The organism is Microbacterium sp. CGR2 (genome assembly GCF_003626735.1).
GTDB lineage: Bacteria > Actinomycetota > Actinomycetes > Actinomycetales > Microbacteriaceae > Microbacterium.
In genome coordinates this window covers 295,436-316,907 of the sequence record NZ_RBHX01000001.1, presented here as the reverse complement: position 1 = coordinate 316,907, position 21,472 = coordinate 295,436, and the positions used below count along the sequence as shown (strand labels likewise).

The 21,472-nt window shown below is 69.3% G+C and carries 22 protein-coding genes and 1 tRNA gene; 15 read left to right on the top strand and 8 right to left on the bottom strand.

Translation table 11 applies throughout. The features are described from left to right. Window positions 1–5 precede the first annotated feature (5 nt). Together D7252_RS01685 and D7252_RS01680 are read right to left on the bottom strand one after the other, a co-directional pair. Window positions 6–647: an SDR family oxidoreductase gene (locus D7252_RS01685; RefSeq protein ID WP_120773809.1), complete on the bottom strand. Its 642-nt coding sequence runs from the start codon at window positions 645–647 to the stop codon at window positions 6–8. Window positions 648–746: 99 nt separating this feature from the next. Continuing rightward, on the bottom strand, window positions 747–2,186 hold the full coding sequence (locus D7252_RS01680; RefSeq protein WP_120773808.1) for a DUF6421 family protein: 1,440 nt from the start codon (window positions 2,184–2,186) through the stop codon (window positions 747–749). 73 nt (window positions 2,187–2,259) lie between these two features. Here D7252_RS01680 and D7252_RS01675 point away from each other — a divergent pair, with 73 nt between their 5' ends. Then, on the top strand, window positions 2,260–2,718 hold the full coding sequence (locus tag D7252_RS01675) for an Lrp/AsnC family transcriptional regulator (protein ID WP_120773807.1): 459 nt from the start codon (window positions 2,260–2,262) through the stop codon (window positions 2,716–2,718). Window positions 2,719–2,729: 11 nt separating this feature from the next. Here D7252_RS01675 and D7252_RS01670 read toward each other — a convergent pair whose 3' ends face one another. After that, window positions 2,730–3,755, bottom strand: coding sequence for a DUF5937 family protein (locus D7252_RS01670; protein ID WP_120773806.1), 1,026 nt, complete (start codon window positions 3,753–3,755; stop codon window positions 2,730–2,732). A gap of 45 nt (window positions 3,756–3,800) precedes the next feature. On the opposite strand from D7252_RS01670, the gene D7252_RS01665 reads away from it, so the two are divergent. Genes D7252_RS01665 through D7252_RS01655 form a run of 3 tightly spaced genes read left to right on the top strand, consistent with a single transcriptional unit; the run spans window position 3,801 to window position 5,492 of the window. Continuing rightward, entirely contained in the window at window positions 3,801–4,163 is a 363-nt protein-coding gene (locus D7252_RS01665; RefSeq protein WP_120776740.1) for a cupin domain-containing protein, read from the top strand. Between the two features lie 15 nt (window positions 4,164–4,178). After that, a complete protein-coding gene (locus D7252_RS01660; RefSeq protein ID WP_120773805.1) occupies window positions 4,179–4,469 on the top strand; it encodes a DUF4287 domain-containing protein in 291 nt (96 codons plus the stop codon). Window positions 4,470–4,517: 48 nt separating this feature from the next. Further along, complete coding sequence (locus D7252_RS01655; protein ID WP_120773804.1) at window positions 4,518–5,492, top strand: 1,4-dihydroxy-2-naphthoate polyprenyltransferase; 975 nt, start codon at window positions 4,518–4,520, stop codon at window positions 5,490–5,492. A gap of 20 nt (window positions 5,493–5,512) precedes the next feature. On the opposite strand, the gene D7252_RS01650 is transcribed toward D7252_RS01655, so the two are convergent. Both D7252_RS01650 and D7252_RS01645 read right to left on the bottom strand, forming a co-directional pair. Further along, window positions 5,513–5,812, bottom strand: coding sequence for a DUF4229 domain-containing protein (locus D7252_RS01650; RefSeq protein WP_120773803.1), 300 nt, complete (start codon window positions 5,810–5,812; stop codon window positions 5,513–5,515). Window positions 5,813–5,816: 4 nt separating this feature from the next. Then, window positions 5,817–6,731, bottom strand: coding sequence for a hypothetical protein (locus tag D7252_RS01645; RefSeq protein WP_120773802.1), 915 nt, complete (start codon window positions 6,729–6,731; stop codon window positions 5,817–5,819). 111 nt (window positions 6,732–6,842) lie between these two features. Here D7252_RS01645 and D7252_RS01640 point away from each other — a divergent pair, with 111 nt between their 5' ends. From D7252_RS01640 to D7252_RS01625, 5 genes are all read left to right on the top strand, one after another. Continuing rightward, a complete protein-coding gene (locus D7252_RS01640) occupies window positions 6,843–7,853 on the top strand; it encodes a glycosyltransferase family 2 protein (protein ID WP_120773801.1) in 1,011 nt (336 codons plus the stop codon). Continuing rightward, window positions 7,850–9,214: a polysialyltransferase family glycosyltransferase gene (locus D7252_RS01635; RefSeq protein WP_120773800.1), complete on the top strand. Its 1,365-nt coding sequence runs from the start codon at window positions 7,850–7,852 to the stop codon at window positions 9,212–9,214. Before D7252_RS01640 ends, D7252_RS01635 begins: the two co-directional genes overlap by 4 nt. Beyond that, on the top strand, window positions 9,211–10,374 hold the full coding sequence (locus tag D7252_RS20190) for an acylneuraminate cytidylyltransferase (RefSeq protein WP_215110881.1): 1,164 nt from the start codon (window positions 9,211–9,213) through the stop codon (window positions 10,372–10,374). Before D7252_RS01635 ends, D7252_RS20190 begins: the two co-directional genes overlap by 4 nt. Window positions 10,375–10,470: 96 nt before the next feature. Then, on the top strand, window positions 10,471–11,343 hold the full coding sequence (locus D7252_RS20185; protein WP_215110879.1) for an N-acetylneuraminate synthase family protein: 873 nt from the start codon (window positions 10,471–10,473) through the stop codon (window positions 11,341–11,343). After that, window positions 11,340–12,725, top strand: coding sequence for a DUF6716 putative glycosyltransferase (locus tag D7252_RS01625; RefSeq protein WP_120773799.1), 1,386 nt, complete (start codon window positions 11,340–11,342; stop codon window positions 12,723–12,725). The genes D7252_RS20185 and D7252_RS01625 overlap by 4 nt, the downstream gene beginning before the upstream one ends. Before the next feature lie 96 nt (window positions 12,726–12,821). Here D7252_RS01625 and D7252_RS01620 read toward each other — a convergent pair whose 3' ends face one another. Together D7252_RS01620 and D7252_RS01615 are read right to left on the bottom strand one after the other, a co-directional pair. Beyond that, window positions 12,822–13,601, bottom strand: coding sequence for an ABC transporter permease (locus D7252_RS01620; protein ID WP_120773798.1), 780 nt, complete (start codon window positions 13,599–13,601; stop codon window positions 12,822–12,824). After that, window positions 13,598–14,674 (bottom strand): ABC transporter ATP-binding protein, encoded by a 1,077-nt coding sequence (locus D7252_RS01615; protein ID WP_120776739.1) that lies wholly within the window; start codon window positions 14,672–14,674, stop codon window positions 13,598–13,600. The genes D7252_RS01620 and D7252_RS01615 overlap by 4 nt, the downstream gene beginning before the upstream one ends. A gap of 61 nt (window positions 14,675–14,735) precedes the next feature. On the opposite strand from D7252_RS01615, the gene D7252_RS01610 reads away from it, so the two are divergent. Both D7252_RS01610 and D7252_RS19895 read left to right on the top strand, forming a co-directional pair. After that, entirely contained in the window at window positions 14,736–15,743 is a 1,008-nt protein-coding gene (locus tag D7252_RS01610; RefSeq protein ID WP_120773797.1) for a YafY family protein, read from the top strand. A gap of 176 nt (window positions 15,744–15,919) precedes the next feature. Beyond that, window positions 15,920–15,995, top strand: a tRNA-Met gene (locus D7252_RS19895). A gap of 82 nt (window positions 15,996–16,077) precedes the next feature. On the opposite strand, the gene D7252_RS01605 is transcribed toward D7252_RS19895, so the two are convergent. Next, window positions 16,078–17,457 carry a hypothetical protein gene (locus tag D7252_RS01605; RefSeq protein WP_120773796.1) on the bottom strand — a complete coding sequence of 460 codons (1,380 nt, stop codon included), beginning with the start codon at window positions 17,455–17,457 and terminating at the stop codon, window positions 16,078–16,080. A gap of 310 nt (window positions 17,458–17,767) precedes the next feature. On the opposite strand from D7252_RS01605, the gene arfB reads away from it, so the two are divergent. The 4 genes from arfB (at window position 17,768) to menD (ending at window position 21,460) form a co-directional block, all read left to right on the top strand. Then, window positions 17,768–18,208, top strand: a complete 441-nt coding sequence (arfB, locus tag D7252_RS01600) for an alternative ribosome rescue aminoacyl-tRNA hydrolase ArfB (protein ID WP_120773795.1) — start codon at window positions 17,768–17,770, stop codon at window positions 18,206–18,208. A 133-nt stretch (window positions 18,209–18,341) separates the two neighbouring features. Continuing rightward, window positions 18,342–19,394, top strand: a complete 1,053-nt coding sequence (locus tag D7252_RS01595; protein WP_120773794.1) for a sorbosone dehydrogenase family protein — start codon at window positions 18,342–18,344, stop codon at window positions 19,392–19,394. A gap of 51 nt (window positions 19,395–19,445) precedes the next feature. Further along, window positions 19,446–19,796 carry a PLD nuclease N-terminal domain-containing protein gene (locus D7252_RS01590; RefSeq protein ID WP_120773793.1) on the top strand — a complete coding sequence of 117 codons (351 nt, stop codon included), beginning with the start codon at window positions 19,446–19,448 and terminating at the stop codon, window positions 19,794–19,796. Continuing rightward, window positions 19,793–21,460: a 2-succinyl-5-enolpyruvyl-6-hydroxy-3-cyclohexene-1-carboxylic-acid synthase gene (menD, locus tag D7252_RS01585; RefSeq protein ID WP_120773792.1), complete on the top strand. Its 1,668-nt coding sequence runs from the start codon at window positions 19,793–19,795 to the stop codon at window positions 21,458–21,460. Before D7252_RS01590 ends, menD begins: the two co-directional genes overlap by 4 nt. Window positions 21,461–21,472: the final 12 nt, after the last annotated feature.

Here is a 21,472-nt window from a genome sequence, read left to right as displayed (position 1 = left end):
GCGAGTCAGCCGAGGTCGATGATCCGGTCGTTGAGTTGCGCGGCATCCTCGTCCCACAGGGAGATGATCGCGGGGGCGAGCACCTCAGGGTCGAGCGCCTTCACGCGGAAGACGACGGATGCCGCGCGAAGCGGTGCCTCCGCGTCTCGCGCCGCCTTCGCATACCCCTGCGCGACGGCCCTCGTCCACGCTTCGCTGGCCGCTTTGACCGCTGCGTAGTTCGCGCCGCCGGCGAGGGGGCGACCTACGGCCGTCGACGACACGATGGCGAACCGCCCCGCCTCCGACGCGCGCAGAGCGTCGTCGAATGCGCGGCTGGTCGCGCGCACCGCAGCGAGCGCGGGGAGAAGGGCGGCGAAGTCGTCGTCCGACTGTCCGGTGAGACCGCCGCCCCCGCGCCACCCGCCCACGAGCGGGACGACAGCATCCACGGCGCCGAGGCGGTGGGCGAGATCCGTCATCGACGACAGCGAGGTCGCATCGGCGACCTCGACGGCCGCGCCGGCGTCCTTCAGCGGGGCAAGACGCTCAGCGGAGCGCCCCGTGGCGACGACCCGCGCGCCGACGCCGACCAAGGCACGGGTGACCGAGAGACCGGATGCGCTGGTGGCCCCGGCGAGGACGATGGTGCGGTCAGCGAAGTTCATAGGGTCAACTTTCGCGGATAGTCCGAACTTCTGCGGCCGATCCCGTCGGCTGTGGCCGCAAAAGGTGGAATCGGCCGCAGAAGTTGCGGCGAGATCGGCTCAGTCGTCGGTACCGCGGATGCCGACGGTCGACGCGATCACGGGCTTCATCTTCTTGTCGAGAGCTTCGAAGAACATCGACAGCGGGAACTCGTCGTCCAGCACGGCGTCGGTGAAGCCCTTCGGTGCGCCGGAGAGAATGTCATCCGACAGGCCCCGAGCCCAGTTCGACGCGGGGTGCGGGGTGAGGACGCTCCGGACCAGGTCGTAGGCAGCGAGCCAGTGCGCGGTCTTGGGCCGGTCGATCGAACGCCAGTACAACTCGTCGATCGCATCGCCCAGGGCGACGACCGCGTCCGGTACTCCGTCCCAGTCGAACGCGAGTTGAGTGTCGGTCCAGTGGAGCACTCCGCGCTGGTGCAGCCACGCGAACAGCAGCTGCCCGCCGAGTCCGTCGTAGTTGCGCACACGCGAACCCGTGATCGCGAAGCGGAAGATCCGGTCGAAGATCACGGCGTACTGCACCAGGCCGGCGTGCTCGAGCATCTCCCGCTCGGACGGCGTCAGGTCATCGTCGGCCTCGGCGCGTGCCGAGAGCGACCGTTCGATCTTCACCGACTCGCGGAATGCGGTGAGGTCGCAGCGCAGTTCCTCCAGCGAGTACAGGAAGAACGGCATCCGCTGCTTGATCATGAACGGGTCGAACGGGAGGTCGCCGCGCATGTGCGTGCGGTCGTGGATGATGTCCCACATCACGAACGCCCGCTCGGTGAGGGCTTGGTCGTCGAGCATCTCGGCCGCACGCTCCGGGAGATCGAGCTTGGTGATCTCCGCGGCGGCGCGGGTGACACGGCGGTAGCGGGCCGCTTCACGGTCTTGGAAGATCGCACCCCATGTGAACGTCGGAATCTCACGCATCGCGACCGTCTCGGGGAAGAGCACCGCGGAGTTCGTGTCGTAGCCCGGCGTGAAGTCGATCAGTCGCAGCGAGACGAAGAGCTTGTTGCCGTAGTCCCCTGCTTCGAGAGCGGAGATGAACTCCGGCCAGATCGTCTCGACGATGAGCGCTTCGACCAGGCGGTCGCTGGATCCGTTCTGCGTGTACATCGGGAACACGACGAGGTGACGAATGCCGTCGACACGGTGCTGCTGGGGCTGGAAGGCCAGGAGCGAATCGAGGAAGTCGGGAACGCCGAACCCTTCGCGGGCCCAGCGCTCGAAGTCGACGACGGAAGCTGAGAGGTACTCGGCATCGTGCGGGAAGGCGGGCGCGAGGGCACGGATGCCACCCGTGATCGCGGCCACCAGCTCGCGCGCCGTCGCGTGGTGCGAACCGTCGGGGATCGAGCCGTCTTTCACCTGCAGTTCGCGGATCGCGATTGCGGCGTCCTTGAGCTGAGCCCAGGCGGCGCTTTCCGCGGCGATCGACGCGTCCTCGACGACCTCGGGTTCGCCGACGATGGCCTGTGCAGCGGAGCTGTTGGCGGTGAAGATGGACATCGGGACCTCCGATCCTCGAGGCACACCGGAAACTTTCCGGCGATAACGGAATACTGACGATAATCTTACATCCATGGACGATTCCGTCGACCGCGCGATCATCGCGGAGATCTCTCGCGACGGAAGGGCGACCCTGTCGCACCTGTCGGACGCCGTCGGCCTCTCGGTCTCGGCCGTGCAGTCTCGCCTCCGGCGCCTCGAGACGCGCGGTGTGATCTCCGGCTACCGCGCGATCCTCGACCCCGAGAAGGTGGGGACTCCGTTGTCGGCCTTCATCGAGATCACCCCCCTCGACCCTGCTCAGCCCGACAACGCGCCCGAGCTTCTCGAGCACCTCGATGCGATCGAAGCCTGCCATTCGATCGCCGGAGACGCCAGTTACATGCTGTTCGTGCGGGTCGCTTCTCCGCGTGCCCTCGAGGAGCTGGTGCGCGACATCCGCACCGCAGCCAATGTCAGCACCCGCACCACTGTCGTGCTGCAGACCTATTACGAGCATCGACCGATCATTCCCGTGCCCGCGGATCAGTAGTCGGTCTCGCGTCAGGGCGAAGCACCCACCATGGCCTCGCCGAGGGGTGTGCGCAGGTGGAGCATTCTGGCGCCGTCGCGTTCGCTGTGGATGAGTCCGGCGTCGCGGAGCACCGTGAGGTGGTGCGACGCGGTGGACAGGGCGATCGAAGTGTCGCGGGCAACCTGCGACGTCGTCCGCGACGTCCCCGCGCGCAGAAGGATGTCCGCGCGCGCCGGTCCGAGCAGGGCGGCGAGGGCGGCGGTGGTCTCGGTCGCGTTCCGAGCCCACCCTGCGGTCACGCCGCGCGCCGGATAGAAGAGCGTCGGCTGCGCGGGAGGCTCCGTCAGCACCATGCATCCCCAGGACGACATCACCGAGGGCACCAGCACGAGTCCGCTGCCGCGGCAGTCGACCTGCTCGCTGTGACGGCGCAGCGAGACGCGCACCGCTCCTTCACCCCAGGTCACCTGCGGATGCAGGCCGCCGGCCATGCTCCCGATGCCGGCGGTCGCAATGGTGCGGGCGCGCACGGCGATGTCGGCGCGCAGCAACCGTTCGAGCTGCGGCCACACCGGGGCGAGCGTCGACTCCCACACCTCCGACCAGGCGTCGGCGATGAGGGTGCGCGCGCGACCCGGGTCGTCCTGCATCCTCGCGAGCGCCTGCTGTCTCGCCCCGCTCGAACGCTGCACCATCTTGCCGAAGTCGACGCGCATCGGGGGGAGCGGGGCGCCGCGGAGGGCGTCGAGCTCGGCATCCGGAGTCATGTCCCACCGTGGCGCGGCGGTGAGGAAATCGGGCATGTATCCGTCGTCGCCGATCACTGCCGCGAGGAGGCCGAAGCTGCGCTCGGGCAGCCGGTCGCGCACGGCTCGGAGCCACCCCCACTGCAGCGGATGCTGTTCGGGTCGCAGCAGCACGCGCACGGCGTGCGCCAACTCGTGCCCGGGTGAGATGCCGAAGCGCACCGCCTGGATGTCGCCGGGGCTGAGATGGAACTCGACGCGGTGATCAGGGTGCTCCCGGCCCTCGATCGGAGCGGAGTTTCGACTCACAGCGAAACTATAGAGGGACGTGCTGTGGCTGTCGAGACTGAAGACATGAACAGCACATCACCCCTCCCGGGAATCGTCGCTGCTGCCGGCATCCGCATCGGCACGGGCCGCAGCCGCAAGTTCGTCGGAGCCGAACACGGCGCGGATCTGTCGTACTTCTACGTCGAGAATCAGCCCGGCGAGGGGCCGGGACTGCACTGGCACCCCTATTCCGAGACCTGGGTCGTCCTCGAAGGCACCGCTCGGATCACGATCGGCGAGGAGGACTTCGTCGCCGGCCCCGGAGACACCGCCACGGGGCCGGCCTACACGCCGCACAAATTCATCAACATCGGCGACGGTGTGCTGAAGATCATCGGCATCCACGCCTCACCCACGATCATCCAGACATTCCTCGACGAGGACTGAAGAGCAGGAGACACCATGTCCTTCCAGGCATACCTCGACAAGGTCGAGACCCAGACCGGCCTCACACCGCGCCAGTTCATCGCGCTGGCGCAAGAACAGGGGTTCGACGAGAGCACCAAATCCACGGTGGTGCTGAACTGGTTGAAGCAGGACCACGGCCTCGGGCACGGTCACGCCCAGGCGATGGTGCACGTGATCCTCAAGGGGCCGAAGATCAGCGGCAAGCACGTCGGGAAGGACGGCACGCACGGAGATGCCTCCGACACGCTCTGGCTCGATGGGAAGGACAGCAACCCCAACGCCTGATCCGGTCTCGGACAGGGGGCGCGGTCCCGTCGCAGTAGGATTCCCTGCGTGGCAGCATCCTCTCAGCGCAAGAAGAAGAGCACGACCGTGAAGCGTGCGCCCGCGCGCACCAGCGGCAACCCGGCGAAGCGTCCGGTCGTCGAAGCAGGGCCCGTCACGGCATCCGATTGGATCGGAGCCGCTCGACTTCGCACGCTGCCGCTCGCCGTCGCACCCGTCGTCATCGGCACCGGCGCAGCGCGCAGCACGGGGCCCGAGTTCCACTGGGTGATCGCGCTCGCGTGCCTCGCCGTCGCCGTCCTGCTCCAGATCGGCGTCAACTTCACCAACGACTACAGCGACGGCATCCGGGGCACGGACGCCCATCGAGTGGGACCCGCGCGTCTCACGGCATCCGGCAGGGTGAACCCGAGGACGGTCCTGATCATCGGACTGGTCTTCTTCGCGCTCGCCGCGGCCGTCGGCATCGCGATCGTGGTGCGCACGGGGCAATGGTGGATGCTGGGTGTCGGCGCCGCGTGTCTCGTCGCCGCGTGGTTCTACACCGGTGGCAAGCGCCCCTACGGCTATTACGGTCTCGGCGAGGTCTTCGTCTTCGTCTTCTTCGGGCTCGTGGCCACGCTCGGCACCACCTGGGTGCAGGTTTTCGAGCTGCCGCAGCAGGCGTGGCTCGGAGCGATCGCGGCGGGACTGTTCGCCTGTGCGGTGCTGCTGGCCAACAACCTTCGCGACATCGACCAGGATCGCGAGGTCGGCAAGCGCACGCTGACGGTGCTGATCGGTCGCCGCGCGACCCAGGTGCTGTTCACGCTCTTCGTGCTGGTGCCCTTCGGCATCGCCGCGTTCCTCGCGCTGCTGTTCCCGATCGCGTGGCTCGCGCTCCTGGCGCTGCTCGCGGGACTGCCCGCCATCCTGATCGTCTGGACCTACCGTCAGCCGCGCGAGCTCGTCGTCGCTCTGGCGTTGACCTCGCTGACGTCGCTTCTCTACGCCGGCGCGCTCTTCTGGGCGTTCGCCGCCTGAACGCAGTGCACGAGTCCGCGTCAGTCCTTCGCTGAAGGCTCGTCGCCGTCGCGGTCGATCGCGTCGTCCTCGGCATCCGCATCTGCCTGGCGGCCCGACGTTCGCGTCGCTCGCCGCTCGTGCAGGCGTGACGAGGCGTCAGACAGCGGAGTGCGCAGGAAGAGCAGCGAGATGCTCATGCCGATGAGCGCGGCGAAGACCGCTGCCAACCACCAGAACTCGCGGAAGATCGGGAAGAAGAACCACAGGATCGCGAGCGGGACGAGGAACGCCAGCAGTCGCAGCACGGTGTAGACGAGGAGAGGTGCGGGCTTCTTCACTCCCTCAGTCTACGTTCGCGTCGACACCGAGGCGGGCGAGGGGGATGCCGCGCACCACGCGACGCCACGGATGCTCGCCGAGCGACCAGAGCAGCCCTGCGTCGATGTCGAGCGCGAGGTCCTCGCATCCGACGGGGAGGCGGAACGAATCGCGCTCGAGCGCCCCGCGGCTTCCGCTCCACAGGATTCCCGGCTGCATCCGATCCGACTGCGACACGAAGTACCGGTCACCCGAGCGGACGGCGCCCTGCATCGAGGGGATGCCGGGGGAGAAGCGGTCCTGTTCGACGAACCCGGAGTCCTCTCCGTCCGGAATCGAGAACTCGCCGATCCGGCCTTTCTCGTCGGTACGGTACTCGCCGATGAGGACCCGGCGCAGTGGTTCGCCGCGGTCGTCGAAGACGCGCCCGAGGTACGAGCAGCGCAGAGCCACCGGATGCACGCGCGTGCGCACGACGACCAGCGCCGTCGCGCGCCAGCCGCGGGTGCGAGCACCAGCGAGACGCCGGGCGACCTGGCCGCGCACACGCCGGATGTCGGAGAGGTCGAACTCCCAGATGCCCTGCCCGGTCGCCGCGACGAACAATCGGTCGTCGAACCAGGCGAGGCCGCCGGCGTGGATCGGCGCGGGCAGGAGTTCGCCGTCGCCATCCTCGACCGCGAGGAAGACGTCCAGGTGGCGTGAGCGCTCCAGATCGACGAACGCGATCCTCGAGGCCAGGTGCTTCCGCGACCGGTCCTGTCGGAACCAGCTCACGGCGAGAGTGCGCCGGCCGTGCCAGAGGCCGAGGTCGACGCCCTGCGGGTACCACCGCTGAGTCCAGGAGCGCGCGCTCAGCCAGCGCAGATCCACGGTGTCGCGCCGCTTCTGCCGCACCGGGCGCCAGGTCGTTCCGAAGGGCCACAGCATGGTGTCCATGGTCGCGGATCGGACGCGTCGACGCGAACCGAGGACGTCCGGTGGACGGGTGGACCCACGACACCCTGCGTTCACCTCCGCGTCCCCGTCCGGCAACGAACGAATGGCACGATGCCCACACCGTCCACCCCCGGGAGATCCGTGCGCACACCCCTGGTCACCGTCATCCTGCCCGCCAAGGATGCCGGCGAGTACATCGCGACGACGCTCGAGACCCTCACCCGTCAGTTCGACGATCCCGGGGCGCTCAAGCTCGTCGCGATCGACGACGGCTCGCGCGATGACACCGGTCTGCTCATGCGGCGCTACGCCGAGCGGTTCGAGCACGCGGAGGTCGTGCGCAATCCGACGCCGCGCGGTCTCGCCAGTGCCCGCAACCAGGGCCTCGCGCATGTCGAGGGCGAGGCCTTCTGCTTCCTCGACGGCGACGACTGGATGCAGCCGAAGCGGCTGGAGGTGCTGGCCGGGCGCCTCGCCCAACTGGGGTGCGACTTCCTGCGGACCGACCATGTCACCGTCACCGGAGGGCGGCGCGCCCTCGTGCGCGCACCGCACCCCTGGCGTGAGCGGAGCGTCTCGCCGCGGGAGGCGATCCTGCCCGAGAACGAGTCGACGATGGTGGACTACCCATACGCGTGGGCCGGGATCTTCCATCGCCGGATCATCGACCGCGGGCTGGCGGAGTTCCCGCCCGGTCTCTTCACGGCGGAGGATCGCCCGTGGATCTGGCGCCTGCATCTTCAGGCGGACTCGTTCGCGGTGGTCGACGCACCCGCGCTGCTCTACCGGCGTGGTGTGGCGAACTCGCTGACGCAGGCGCACGATCGTCGTCAACTCGATTTCGCGAAGGCCATGAATCAGGTCCTCGAGATCGTCGAGGCCGACCCGGAGGCGGAGCGGTTCCGCGCCAAGGCCGTGTGGACGGCACTCGCACTGAGTTCCCACCACCTCGTGCGTTCGCGACGGATGCGGCCGGCATTGCGTGCGCAGATGCGGACCGGCATCCGTGAGATGCTCGGCACGCTCCCGGATGCGGAGGTGGCCGCCGTGCTCGGTCGTTTCGACGGGCCGCGCCGCCGGGTGCTCGCACGGACCCTCCGGCAGGCGGGGCGTACGGCATGACCCAGCTCTTCGCGCTGCACAGCGCCTACGGACTCGCCACGGCCGCAGCCGCGATCGACGCCGGGCTCCTCGGCGACAGCGGCCCGTCGGGCGGTGTCGGCGAGCGCATCCTCGTACCGTTCACGTCGTCGCGGGTTCCGGAGACCACGGTCGGGATCGCCGCAGATCCGGCCCTGCACTCTCTCCGGGCACGGTTCGACCGCATCGAGAACCTCGACGACGTCGTCGGGCCCCTGCATCCGAGTTCGTGGGAGCCGGCCGAGGCCGACCTCCTGGTCCTCGAGCGCCTCTTCATCCGTGCCTGGGATCTGGACCCGCACGATCTGGAACTGTTCGTACAGAGTCCGCAGGTCGCCCCCGCACGCACTCTGATGTCGCTGTTCCCGCAGGCGCGCATCGCGATCATCGGCGACGGGCTGATGACGTACTCGCCGATGCGGGTGCGGATGCCGCACACCGTGGCCGCACGCATCGAACGAGTCGTGCATGCCGACGTCGTCCCCGGCGTGCGTCCGCTGGTCGGGTCGCCCACGGCCGAACTCGTCCCGGTGCCTCCGGAGCGGTTCGCCGCGAGCCTGCGGGAGACCGATGCCGGCGAGCCGACACCGGAAGCAGACGCGGAGCGCTCGACGGTCCTCGTGCTCGGACAATATCTGTCGGCCCTCGGCCTGATGAGTCCCGCCGAGGAGATCGCTCTGCAGGGCGACATGATCGACCGAGCGGCTCGATGGTCTCCGGAGCGGATCGTGTTCAAACCGCATCCGGCCGCCCCGCCCCTGCTCACCGACGCGATCCGTGAACGGGCGACGACACACGGCATCGAGTTCGTCGAGTATCGCGGTCCGCTCGCGGCAGAGCTGCTGGCGGAGCGGCTCGACGCGGTGGCGGTGGTCGCGGGGTTCTCCACCGCGCTCCCCACGGTGCACACCCTGTTCGGTCGAGCGATCGGCGCAGCCGGCACCGAGACGGTACTGCGGATGCTCACCCCCTTCGAGAACAGCAATCGCATCCCCGCCACGATCGTCGATGCGATCACCCGGGAGCGGTCACCGTACACCGAGCCGGATCGACTCCAGCTGCTGATCGATGCCGTCGGCTACGCGATGCAGCCGGAGATCGCCGGTCACCTCAGGTCGCGGGCGGAGCAGTTGCTCGCTGCACTGGATCCCGCCGAGCGCGACCGCTACTTCAGCCCTCGGCGACTGTCCGAGCTGCGGCTTCCCGACGCTCCGAGGGAGAAGATCTGGGAACGGATGCTGCGCCCCGCGGGAGGGGTGGGAAGGATGGAGGAGTGGCGTCTGACCGCCATCGGAGCGCGACGCCGAGCCGGGCGGGCGTGGCGGGCGATCAGAGGGAGATGACGATGACGATCGAGATGAAGACGGTGGCGATCATTCCGGCGCGCGGCGGATCGAAGCAGGTTCCCCGGAAGAACCTGCAGCGAGTGGGTGGGGTGCCGCTGGTCGAGCGCGCCGTGCGCGCAGCATCCGCCGCGGCGGGAATCAACCTGGTCGTGGTGTCGACCGACGACGATGAGATCGCGGCGGTGAGCACCGCGGCCGGCGCACGGGTGATCCGTCGCCCCGCCGAGATCTCCGGCGACACCGCCACCTCGGAGAGCGCGATCCTGCATGCGCTGGACCAGCTCGAGCAGCAGGGCGAGCGGTTCGAGGTGGTGGCGTTCCTGCAGGCGACGTCGCCGTTCATCCCCAGTGACGCTCTCGGGCAGGCTGTCGAAGAGGTGCGAGCCGACCGTGCCGACAGTGCGTTCGCGGCCTTCGAGACGTACGGCTTCCTCTGGCGGCACGGCGACGACGGAGGGGCGCTCGCCATCAACCACGACGCCGCGCATCGGCCTCGACGTCAGGATCGCGAGCCGCACCACCTCGAGACGGGCGCTTTCTACGTCTTCCGGGCTGAGGGCTTCCGCGAAAGTCGGCACCGCTTCTTCGGCCGGACCCGCATCGTGGAGGTGCCGGAGTGGACAGCGATCGAGATCGACGACGAGCAGCAGCTCCGGATCGCACGCTCTCTGGCTGCCCTCCATGAAGCGCCGCAGGCGATCCCGGTGCGGGCGGTGGTGACCGACTTCGACGGTGTGCACACCGACGACACGGCGATCATCGATGCCGACGGCGGCGAACGGGTACGGGTCAGCCGTGAAGACGGCATGGGAGTGGCACTGCTCCGCCGAGCCGGGGTGCCGATGCTCATCCTCTCGACCGAGGTCAACTCGGTCGTCCGGGCGCGGGCGGACAAGCTGCGCGTTCCCGTCCTCCACGGCATCGACGACAAGGAGGCGGCGCTTCGCGCATGGGCCCGCGAGCATGATCTCGATCTCGGCGACGTCGCCTACCTCGGCAACGACGTCAACGACCTCCCGGCTCTGCGGATCGTCGGCTGGCCGATCGCCGTCGCGAACGCGCATCCACTCGTGCTCGAGGAGGCGCGGGTGGTGCTGCGTCGACGCGGCGGAGAGGGTGCCGTGCGGGAGCTCATCGAACGGGTGTTGTCGAGCTGACCGACTCCGGTAACCCTCCTGTTGCGCGGTGTTCACCATCGGCCCGTAGTCAGGAGGGAAGGCATTTCTGCCCCACGTTCGACGACCGGAGGAATCATGACTGTCAGCATCGGCTCGCGAGTGATCGGGGGCGGCCGTCCCGCCTATGTGATCGCCGAGATCGGCCTGAACCACAACGGTGACGTCGACATCGCCAAGCGTCTCATCGACGTCGCCGCGCGTGCCGGCGCCGACGCGGTGAAGTTCCAGAAGCGCACCCCGGAGATCTCCACTCCCGAGCACATGCGCGACGTCCCGCGGGAGACCCCCTGGGGCACGATGACGTACCTGGAGTACCGCCGCCGGGTCGAATTCGGTCGCGACGAGTACGTCGAGATCGGCGACCACGCGACGATGCTCGGCCTGGACTGGTTCGCCTCGCCGTGGGATGTGCCCAGCGTCGCGTTCCTCGAAGACCTCAACGTCGTGGCCCACAAGGTGGCCTCGGCGAGCCTCACCGACACCGACCTGCTGGTCGCGCTGCGCGAGACGGGCAAGCCCGTCATCCTGTCCACCGGCATGTCGACGATCGAGCAGATCGACCGCGCGCTCGACACCCTCGGCACCGACCGCGTCGTGCTGATGCACGCGACCTCCACCTACCCGCTGGAGCCGGAAGAGGCGAACCTGCGGGTGATCGCCACGCTGCGCGACCGCTACGCCGGGATCCCCGTCGGCTACTCCGGCCACGAGCGTGGACTGCAGATCTCCCTCGCAGCGGTGGCCATCGGCGCCGTCGCCGTCGAACGCCACATCACGCTCGATCGCACCATGTGGGGCTCCGACCACGCGGCATCCCTCGAGCCGGCCGGACTCGAGCACCTCGTGCGTGACATCCGCGTGATCGAGAGCGCCCTCGGCGACGGCGTCAAGCGCGTGTTCGACAGCGAGCGCGCGCCGATGGCGAAGCTCCGCCGCGTTCCCGCATGACGGATGCCGCCGGCCTCCGCGTCGTCGCGATCGCGGATGCCGATTCCTTCGTGAAGTGGGCCGCCGCGCTGATGGGCTCGGTGCCGGGGCTCCGGCCTCACCTGCTGCTGGTGCGCACACCGTTGACGGCCAGCGTCGAGCAGCAGCGCACGGCGCTCGCCGGCACGGGGGTGCAGCCTGAGGATGTCACCCGCATCGACTTCGCCAGAGCGGCCGGATGGCTCGAAGGGCAGCGACCGGACGTGGTGCTGCTCGCCGGCCGGGGACCGTTCGTGCGGCTGATGGGACGGGTGATCGACTCGTTGACGCATCGTCCCGTGACGGTTTCCGGACTTCCCGGTATGGCCATCCCCGCGCAGCGCGGGGCGCTGGAATACCGCAGGCACACGGACCTGCTGGTGGTGCACTCGCATCGCGAGACCCGCGCCTTCGCCGAACTCGGACGCCGCATCGGCGTGTCGATGCCGACGGCGCTGGCGACCCTTCCCTTCGCCCGGAAGCAGCGGATGCTGCGCCCGGAGCGTGTCCGCGTCGACGCCATGGCCGGCCGCTCGGGTGGCGTGGCCGTGGCCGTGGGTCGAGAGCAGCCGGTCGCCGTGCGGCCTCCGGCCACCGATATCGTCTTCGCGGCGCAGGCGCTCGTCCCGGTCGCCCGGGAAGAGCGTGCAGAGATCGCGGCCACTCTCGTTCGCGCTGCCGAGGCCGACCCCGACCGTCGCGTCGTGGTGAAGCTGCGGTCACGGCCCGGAGAGTCCGAGACCCACCTCGAGCGCGACCCGTACGCGCAGTTCCTGCCGAGCAGGCGCCCGGACAACCTGGTGTTCTCGTACGACTCGATGGCGTCCGCCCTGGAGACGGCCGCCGGGCTGGTGACAGTGAGCTCGACCGCCGCGATCGAGGCCACCGCCGTCGACGTGCCGGTGATCGCGCTCGACTCGTTTGGGGTGAGCAAGAGCCTCCTGAACACGGTGTTCGTGGGAAGCGGGCTGCTCGGCGGGCGGAGCGAAGTGATCGCGGGTCGGTTCCGGCATCCGCACTCCGACTGGCTGCGCGACAACTACTTCCACTCCGAGGCGGAGTCGAACTGGTGGGACCGTGTGCAGGAACTCGTCGCGCTTCGCCGGTCCGGCGCGCTGCCGGCGCGTCGGGTGCCCGCTGCCCGGGGCGGCGCGGCGCATGAGGCCTGGCAGCGTTCCAGTGTGCTCGGATCCGAGGAGCGGTCGGTCGTGGGGGCTGCGGCGCTGGCTCTGGGCGCTCCGGCGACGAAGGCCCTCGCTGCCTTCCGTCGGCGTGGTCAGGCAACCGACCTGGGAACCTGGGCCGACGCCTCGACCGACTACACGCTCGAGCCGAACCCGTTCCACGACTCGATCCGGCGCTGAGGTCGCTCCCGATCCTCGGGTGAGAAACGGAGGCGCGTCGACGGTGCGCCGCTGCATCCGGGTTTTCCCAGCACAACGGCGCACCGGGCCGCCGGATCAGCTGCTGCGGCGGATCGCGCGCACCCCGACGACGAGTCCGACGACCGCCACGGCGAGCGCCGACACCCAGCCCCAGAGCACGGTCACGTCTCCGAGGTCACCGGCGAACAGGGCACGTTCGGCTTGCACGACCCAGTTCACCGGGTTGACCGCCGCGACGGCCCGCATCCACTCCGGGGCGTCGTCGAGCGGCAGCAGCATCCCCGACAGGATGAGCAGCGGGAAGATGAGTGCCTGCTGCACACCCCAGAACAGCCATTCGCGGTCTTTCGTCGCGAGTGCGAGCGAGTACGACAGCGAGCCGAGGCCGACGCCGAAGACGGCGAGCAGCGCCAGTCCGATGAGCAGGCCGGGGATGTCGGCGGCGAAGCCGAACGGCCAGGCGATCAGCACGATCACCAGCGCCTGGATCACGATGGGCGCGATCTCCTTGAGCGCGCGGCCGATCAGCAGCGACGAGCGGGCGAGTGGGGCGACGAGCGTCCGCTCGTGAGATCCGGTCATCATCTCGTACTGCAGGTTCGATCCGGTCGCGCCGGTGCCGAACAGCACGATCATCACCAGCACTCCGGGCACGAACCACGCCAGCGTCTCGCCGGCCGGTTCGCCTGACCCGCCGATCAGGAGCGGAGCGAACAGCCCGAGGAACACCAGCGGCTGCAGCAGGCTGAAGATCAGCGTGAACGGGTCGCGGACCACGGGTTTCAGCTCGCGTGTCAGGACATTCCTGGTGTCGCGTGCGAGGTTCGGGCGCACCAACGTGTTGTCAGCGGTCATGAGAGGGCTCCTGCCTTGCGGGTGTCGGATGCCGCGGTCGCGGCGCTCTGGTCGGCGTCAGCCGTGCTCGCGCCGGGATCGGATGCTTCGCCTGCGGCATCCGTCCCTTCCCCGGCCTCGCGGAGGGTGCGACCGGTCAGTGCGAGGAACACGTCGTCGAGGGTCGGCGGCACGCCCGTCGCGCGGCGGACGAGGATGCCGGCGGCATCGAGCTCACGCACGATCACAGGCAGCAGCGCGTCACCGTCGGGGACTGCGAGCGAGACCGCGTCGCCGTCGAGCGAGACCTCTGCCGTGCTCAGCCGCGCGACGATCGGCTGGGCGCTCGCTGCCGCCGCGGCATCCGCGAAGCCGAAGGTGAGCACGTCGCCCGCCAGGGTCGCTTTGAGGGCGGTGGCGTCGTCGTCCGCGATGATGCGCCCCTTGTCCATGACCATGACGCGTTCGGCGTAGCGGTCGGCTTCCTCCAGGTAGTGGGTGGTGAGGAAGACGGTCGTGCCGTGCTGGGTGCGGAGGTCGAGGATGTGCTCCCACAGGTTGGCCCGACTCTGCGGGTCGAGTCCGGTCGAGGGTTCGTCGAGGAAGATCAGCGGCGGGGCGTGCATGAGTCCGAGGGCGATGTCGAGCCGCCGCTTCTGACCGCCGCTGAGCTGCTGCACGGTGCGCGTCGCGAAGGACGAGACGTCGAGCGACTCGATCAGCTGGTCTGCCCGGCGGACGCTGTCGCGCTTGGACATCCCGTAGAAGGAGCCTTGGCTGAGCAGTTCGTCGCGCACCCGCTGCGAGAAGCTGCCGCTGGTGAGCTGGCCGACATAGCCGATGCGCGCACGCACGCCGGCGGCATCCGTGCGGATGTCGTGGCCGACGACCCTGGCTGATCCGGAGGTGGGCGGGATGAGAGTGGTGAGCATCCGGAGGCTGGTGGACTTGCCGGCACCGTTCGGGCCGAGGAACGCGACGAGCTCTCCGGCTGTCGCGGCGAAGGAGAGGTCGGTGACCGCGTGCACCGGCGTCTTCTTGACGGTGAAGACCTTGGTCAGGCCCTCGGTTTCGATGATGGGTTGGTTCGTCATGGACTGAGAGTACGAAGCCATGCGGACAGATCCTGTCCGCGATGTCTGGCAATCTTGACGCATGTCCGATACGACCACCCGAGCGCTCGCACTCCTGAACCTTCTCCAGACGCACCGCCACTGGCCGGGCACCGAGCTTGCGGCACGGCTCGGCGTGACAGAGCGCACCGTACGCCGCGACGTGGACCGGCTGCGCGAACTCGGCTATCGGGTCGAGTCGTCGCCGGGAGCCGCCGGCGGCTATCGACTCGAGGCCGGGAGTGCCGTACCGCCCCTGCTCCTGACCGACGACGAGGCCGTCACCATGGCGATCGGACTCCGCGTCGCGGCCACCCAGCAGCTTGTCGGCGGCCCGGAGGTCACACTCACCGCCCTGGCGAAGCTCGAGCAGGTGCTGCCGTCGGCGCTTCGCCAGCGAGTGAATGCGCTCGCGGCATCCGTGCAGCCCCCGCGCATCGGTGATGCGCCGGTCGTCTCGCCGGTCGTGCTCGGCGAGATCGCCATGGCCACTCGTGACACCGAGAGATTACGGATGCGGTACGTGGATGCTGCGGGCGAGGAGAGCATCCGCCGTGTCGAGCCGCACGCGTTGGCGCCCTCGGGACGCAAGTGGTTCCTGCTCTGCTGGGACCTCGACCGTGCGGACTGGCGGACCTTCCGCGTCGACCGGATCGCGTCGGTCGAGCACACCCGCGTGCTGTTCCCGCGACGCGACATCACGGAGGCCGAGATCGAGGAGCGCGTGCTCATCGCCTCGTCCTGGTCACCGCAGAAGGTCGAAGGAGATGCCGTCATGGAGCTGTCGCTCGCTGAGATGCACGAGCGTTTCGGCCCATGGTCGCAGGGAGCGACGGCGGAGGGTCCCGACCACACCCGGTGGCCGATCGGCGGCTCGGACTGGCGCGAGGCGATGTACGCCTTCCTCTGGATTCCCGAGGGCGTCGAGTACGCGATGACCTTCCCTGAGCCCGACCGCGCGGAGCTGCGCGAAGCGGTGCAGCGGTTGCTGCGCGCGATCGACGCGCCCGCGCCGCCGCCCCGCAGCGCGCCACCCCGCAGTGGCGCGTAGCGAAAACCGAAACGCCTCGACCCACCCTGTTCGTTGAGCGAGGAGCGAAGCGACGAGACGAAACGCCTCGATCGGGCGCGCGGCCCCTGGAACGCGACGTCATCGTCTGACTCATGGGGTTATCCCAGGCAACGATCCTGGCGCCCTGGGTCGGGGACCGGTAGCGTCATCCTCATCGCGGCGATCCGGGCGGTCCCGGGCCCCGGCTCATATCCGGTGGCGTTGCGGGTTCGACTCCCGCCGTCGCGTCCACTGGCAGCAGAAAGAGCCGCGACCCCGTGTAACCCGGGATCGCGGCTCTGTCGTCCGATCAGGCGGTCAGGCGGTCAGGCGGTCAGTTCAGCGTGAACGTGGTCGTCTGGGTATTGCCGGCGACGTCGTAGACGACCAGCGTGTTGGTGCCTTCGACCGCGCCGAAGGTGCCCGGCTTGATGAAGTTGACGTCGGACCAGGCGTTGTTCGTGAGGTCCTTGACCTTGCCGTTGATCGAGACCTTGTCGATCTTGCCGGCATCCGACAGCTTGAAGCTCACGAGGTCGTAGACGCCATCCGCTCCGAGTGTGAACTTCTCTCCGGACTTGACCGTCGCCTTGGGAGCCGTGGCGTCGATGGTGAATGCGAACGAGGTGGTCTTGGAGATCTTGCCCGTCGCGTCCTGCGAGTTGTACTTCACGGTGTAGTCCCCGTCGGGCAGTGTCACCGTCGCCGTGTGCGACGCACTCGTTCCGCTCACCGCGCTCTGGGTGCTCTTGACGAGAGTGCCGTCCTTGTAGATGTTCGCGACGATGCGCGTGAGACCGGTGTCGTCCGTGGCATCCACCTGCACCGACAGCGCCCGGAACGGACCGGCCGTCGTCGGGGAGACCAGCGTCGCCGTCGGCTTGTGCTTGTCGGGAACCGGCTCGAGCGTCACGGTGAACGCCGGGTTCCAGAAGTAGTTCAGCACCTGCGTGGAGGAGAACCAGTAGGCGCCGTCGCGCTCGGTCACCGTGAACGCGTTGACGTCGCCCGCCGTGACCTCGGCCACCTGGAAACCCGCGGGAGGTGTCACGCGCACACCCAGCTCGCCGGGAAGGTGGCGGACGTAGCCCGAAGGCTGGAACGCCTCGTAAGTGCCGGGCTGGAAGCTGTACTCCGTCGCGGGGTACCAGTCGTCTCCGGAGCCGAGCTCCACGGTCGCCAGTCCTGCGGTGGGCGTGCCGTCGGCGTTCACGACGTCGGCGACGAGTCGCAGAGCCGACATGCCGATCAGGCGCTCCTCACCGTCCTCGTCGATGGTGATGTCGAGCACGCCCTGCGGTCCGAAGTACTCGGCCGTCGCGAGGCGCGTGATCTGGGTGGCGTCCGTCGCTCCCGTCGCGTCGAACAGCACCTCGCCGGGAGGGTTGTTGGGGTAGCCGAGGTAGAGCTTCGCCGGGCCGACCGGAACGTCGGTGAATCGGTACAGCCCGTCCTCGTCCGCGCTGAGGTAGTGCCGGGTGCCGTTGACGTCGATGAGCTGCGCCGCGTGCGACGTGTTCAGCCGGTCGACGTCTCCGCCCGGAGCCGTCTTGGTCGTGTCGTAGAGCCCGTCGGCGTAGCGGTCGTCGAACCGCGTGACCGTGAGCGTGCCGGTGGCGGCGTCCGCGTCCTCGGCGAGCGCGGGCAGCGGCGCCGCGATCATCACGGCAGCGAGTCCTGCAGCGGCCCAGCCCGTCGTCTTCCTGATTCCCATGTGTGCATCCCCAGTTTTGAGACAACCCGATCGGGCGGGCGGTCGCCCTACCCATCTTGAACCTAGGAGCGCGCGGGCCGGCGGTGCATGGGTGCACCCAGGTGTTCATCAAGCCTTCAAGCAGGCGGTGTCGGCGTTCACCTGGTGGACAGGGCGCGTCGCAGTACAGATGTCGGGGGAAATCACGGATGCAGGGCGACATGCCGCTCATCGGCCCGGCATCCGTCCGTTCTTCCGACACCTGTGCCGACCATCCCGAGCGATGCCACGAGGGAGCCCGTGGAGGCGCTCCACGAGGGATGATGGAGGCATGCCCGCTTCCCACCGCCCGGGCCTCCGGATCACCTCGGGGGTCACCCTCCCCGAGTCGGAGTTGTCGTGGCGGTTCTCGCGGTCGTCAGGCCCGGGCGGTCAGGGCGTGAACACCGCGGATTCGCGTGTCGAGCTGGTGTGGGACGCCGCTCACTCGGCCGCCCTGTCGTCGGCGCAGCGCGATCGACTCCTCGCTCGGCTCGGCAACCGCTTGGTGGACGGCGTGCTGACGATCGCGGCATCCGAGCACCGCGCGCAGCTCCGCAACCGCGAGGCGGCGCGGGAGCGGCTGGTCATCCTCCTCGCCGAAGCGCTCCAACCGCCGGGGCCATCGCGACGACCGACAAAGCCGAGCCGAGGGTCGAAGGAGCGACGCCTGAAGGCGAAGCAACGGCGCACCGACGTCAAGCAGCTGCGCCGGCCGCCTCGCGACTCCTGAACGCTCGACACGAGACCTCGATCGCTACGGCCACGCCGCCCGCCGAGTGGGCCTCCACGCAGCCAGCCGAGTGGGCCTGCCGAACGGCGGGGCCGCCCTTCCCACGGAGGGCAAGACAGCGTTGGATGGAGACATGAGTCGCTTCGCCCCGGTTCGCCGCCGGTCCGCCGCCGTCTTCGCCGCGGTATCGGTCCTGGCGCTGGCCTCCTGCGCGTCCGCGATGCCGCCCGAGCCGCCGCCCGCCGCCGACACGGTCGCCGAAGACCTGGACGCCCCGTGGTCGATCGCTTTCCACGAGGGCACTCCTCTGATCAGCGAACGGGACAGCGGCCGCATCCTCGAACTCGGCGATGACGGCACGACGCGCGAGGTCGCCCGCATCGAAGGCGTCGCGGCCGGGGGCGAGGGTGGTCTGCTCGGGCTCGCCGTGAGTGACGGACGGCTCTACACGTACTTCACCGCGCAGGACGGCAACCGCCTCGAAAGGCGCGACATCGGCGGAGAAGCCGGGGGGCTGACACTCGGTCGCCCGACGACCGTGATCGACGGCATCCCCTCGGCGGGCAATCACAACGGCGGACGCATCGCCTTCGGCCCCGACGGAATGCTGTACGTCACGACCGGTGATGCCGGAGACCGCGACAGCGCACAGGACCTGGATGCCGTCTCCGGCAAGATCCTGCGCCTCACGTCGGAGGGCGACGTGCCCGCCGACAACCCCTTCGACGACTCGCCCGTCTACAGTTACGGCCACCGCAACCCGCAGGGGCTCGGCTGGGACGCCGAGGGCGTGCTGTACGCGAGCGAGTTCGGGCAGGACACGTGGGACGAGCTCAACGTGATCGAGGCAGGAGGCAACTACGGTTGGCCGATCGTCGAAGGCATCGCGGAGGACGACGACTTCATCGACCCGGTACAGCAGTGGGCGCCCGACGCCGCCAGTCCCAGCGGTATCGCCGTCACGTCCTCCGAGGTCCTGATCGCGAACCTCAGGGGTGAGCGTCTCCGCGTCGTCCCGCTCGACGACCCCACGACGAACACGGAACGACACGTCGGAGACTATGGTCGGCTGCGTGACGTGGTCGTCACGCCCGACGGCGCGGTATGGGTCCTCACGAACAACACCGACGGGCGGGGGAGTCCGTCGGACGGCGACGACCGGATCATCCGCCTCGACGGCGACTGACGTCTGCGTCCGCGGAACCCGCGGGTTCCCTGACGCGCCTACACTGGAAGGGTGGCGAGACTACTGATCATCGGCGGCTTCCTGGCCGCGGTGTTCTGGGTGTTCAGCATCGTCGACTGCGCCGTGCAGCCGCCGACGCGGCATCGTGGCGTCCGCAAAGCCGCGTGGATCGCGATCGTGGTGCTCATCCCCGTGATCGGCGGGGTGCTCTGGTTCACCATCGGCCGCCGCCGCGGGAACGACAAGGGAGCGCGCCGCGAGGTGGCACCCGACGACGACCCCGCCTTCCTGCAGAGCATCAGCAAGACCGAGCAGGATGCCCGCATCCGCCGCCTCGAAGAGGAACTCGCTCGCCTCGACGACGAAACCGACGAACCTCCCACCGCGGATCCGCGCCCGTGACCTCATCTCCGGCGACGGGTGCTGCGGCAACCCTGATCGCCGAACTCGTCGCGCACGGCGTACGCGACATCGTCCTCTCTCCGGGATCACGCTCCCAGGCGCTCGCGCTCGCCGCGGTCCGCTCCGCCGACGCTCAAGTACTGCGCGTGCACGTTCGCATCGATGAACGGGTAGCGGGGTTCACGGCGCTCGGCATCGGCCGCGAGACGGGTGTGCCGGCCGCGGTGATCTGCACTTCGGGAACGGCTGTGGCGAACCTGCTGCCGGCGGTCATGGAGGCCTACCACTCCGGCGTGCCGCTCCTGCTCCTCACAGCGGACCGGCCGCCCGAGCTGCTAGGCGTCGGAGCGAACCAGGCCACCATCCAAGAGGGCATCTTCGATCGATTCGTGCGCGCGCAGATCGATGCACCCGTCCCCGGCGAGGGCAGCTGGGACGGGCTCGGCGCGCTCGCGGTCGCCACGGCCGTGGGGGAGCGGCAGGTCGAGCGGCATCTGCCGGGTGTCGGTGGTCCGGTCCACCTGAACCTGCCGTCCCGGGAGCCGCTCTCCGGCGAGGCACCCGATGTCGCCGTGGTCGCCGGCGACGCGCCCCGTCCGCCCGCCGCGGCACCGTTCCCCCTCGCCCGCGGTCCGCTGACCGTCGTGATCGCCGGCGCCGACGCCGGCCCCGACGCGGAGCAGGTCGCCCACGACGGCGGCTGGCCACTCATCGCGGAGGTCGTCAGCGGCGCGCGGTTCGGGCGGCAGCTCGTCCACGGCTACCGCCGCCTCCTGCGGCGCGACGATCTCGGCGGCCGCATCCAGCGGGCCGTGGTGCTCGGGCATCCGACACTCAGCCGGGAAGTCGCCGCCCTCCTCTCCCGCGCCGAGGTCGAGGTCGTCGCCGTGCATCGAGGCGGCGAGCAACTCGACCTCAACGGCCGCACCCGGGGAGTCCCTGCGGTGACCGTCGAGTCCGGCGCAGCCGACCGGGAGTGGCTCGGAGCGTGGCTCGCGGCATCCGCCGAAGAGGCCGTCGACCTCAGCGAGCACGCTCCCGATCCGGAGGGACTCGCCTCCACGGACTTCGCGGCCCGCCGTGAGGCGGTGAAGGCCGAACTGGACGCGGTGCGCCGGCCGCTCGACCGCGAGCTCCTGGTCGACGCCGTCTGGCGGGCGACCTGGCCGCACGACCGACTGATGTTCGGTTCGTCCCGACTGGTCCGCGTGGCCGACGGCGTGCTCGGCGGCAAGAAGGTGCCGGTGCACGCCAACCGTGGGCTCGCCGGGATCGACGGGACCATCGCCACCGCGACCGGCATCGCTCTCGCCAGTCAGGCCGCTGGGGCCCCCGGCGTCACGCGGGTGCTTCTCGGCGATCTCGCGTTCCTGCACGATGTCGGTGCCTTGCTGCTTCCGCCGGACGAGGCCGCACCGAGGCTGCAGGTCATCGTCGGGAACGACGGCGGCGGGACCATCTTCGATTCGCTCGAGGTCGCAGCATCCGCGAGCCCGACCGATCTCGATCGCGCGTTCTACACACCCCACTCGGTGCAGCTGCAACAACTCGCGCTCGCGTACGGCTGGGATTATCAGCAGATCACGACTCGCACGGCGCTCGACCAGGCGCTGACCGCGCCCCGCGGCGGACGCCAGCTCATCGAGGTCCCGCTGGCGCGGTGACGCTGGCAGGAT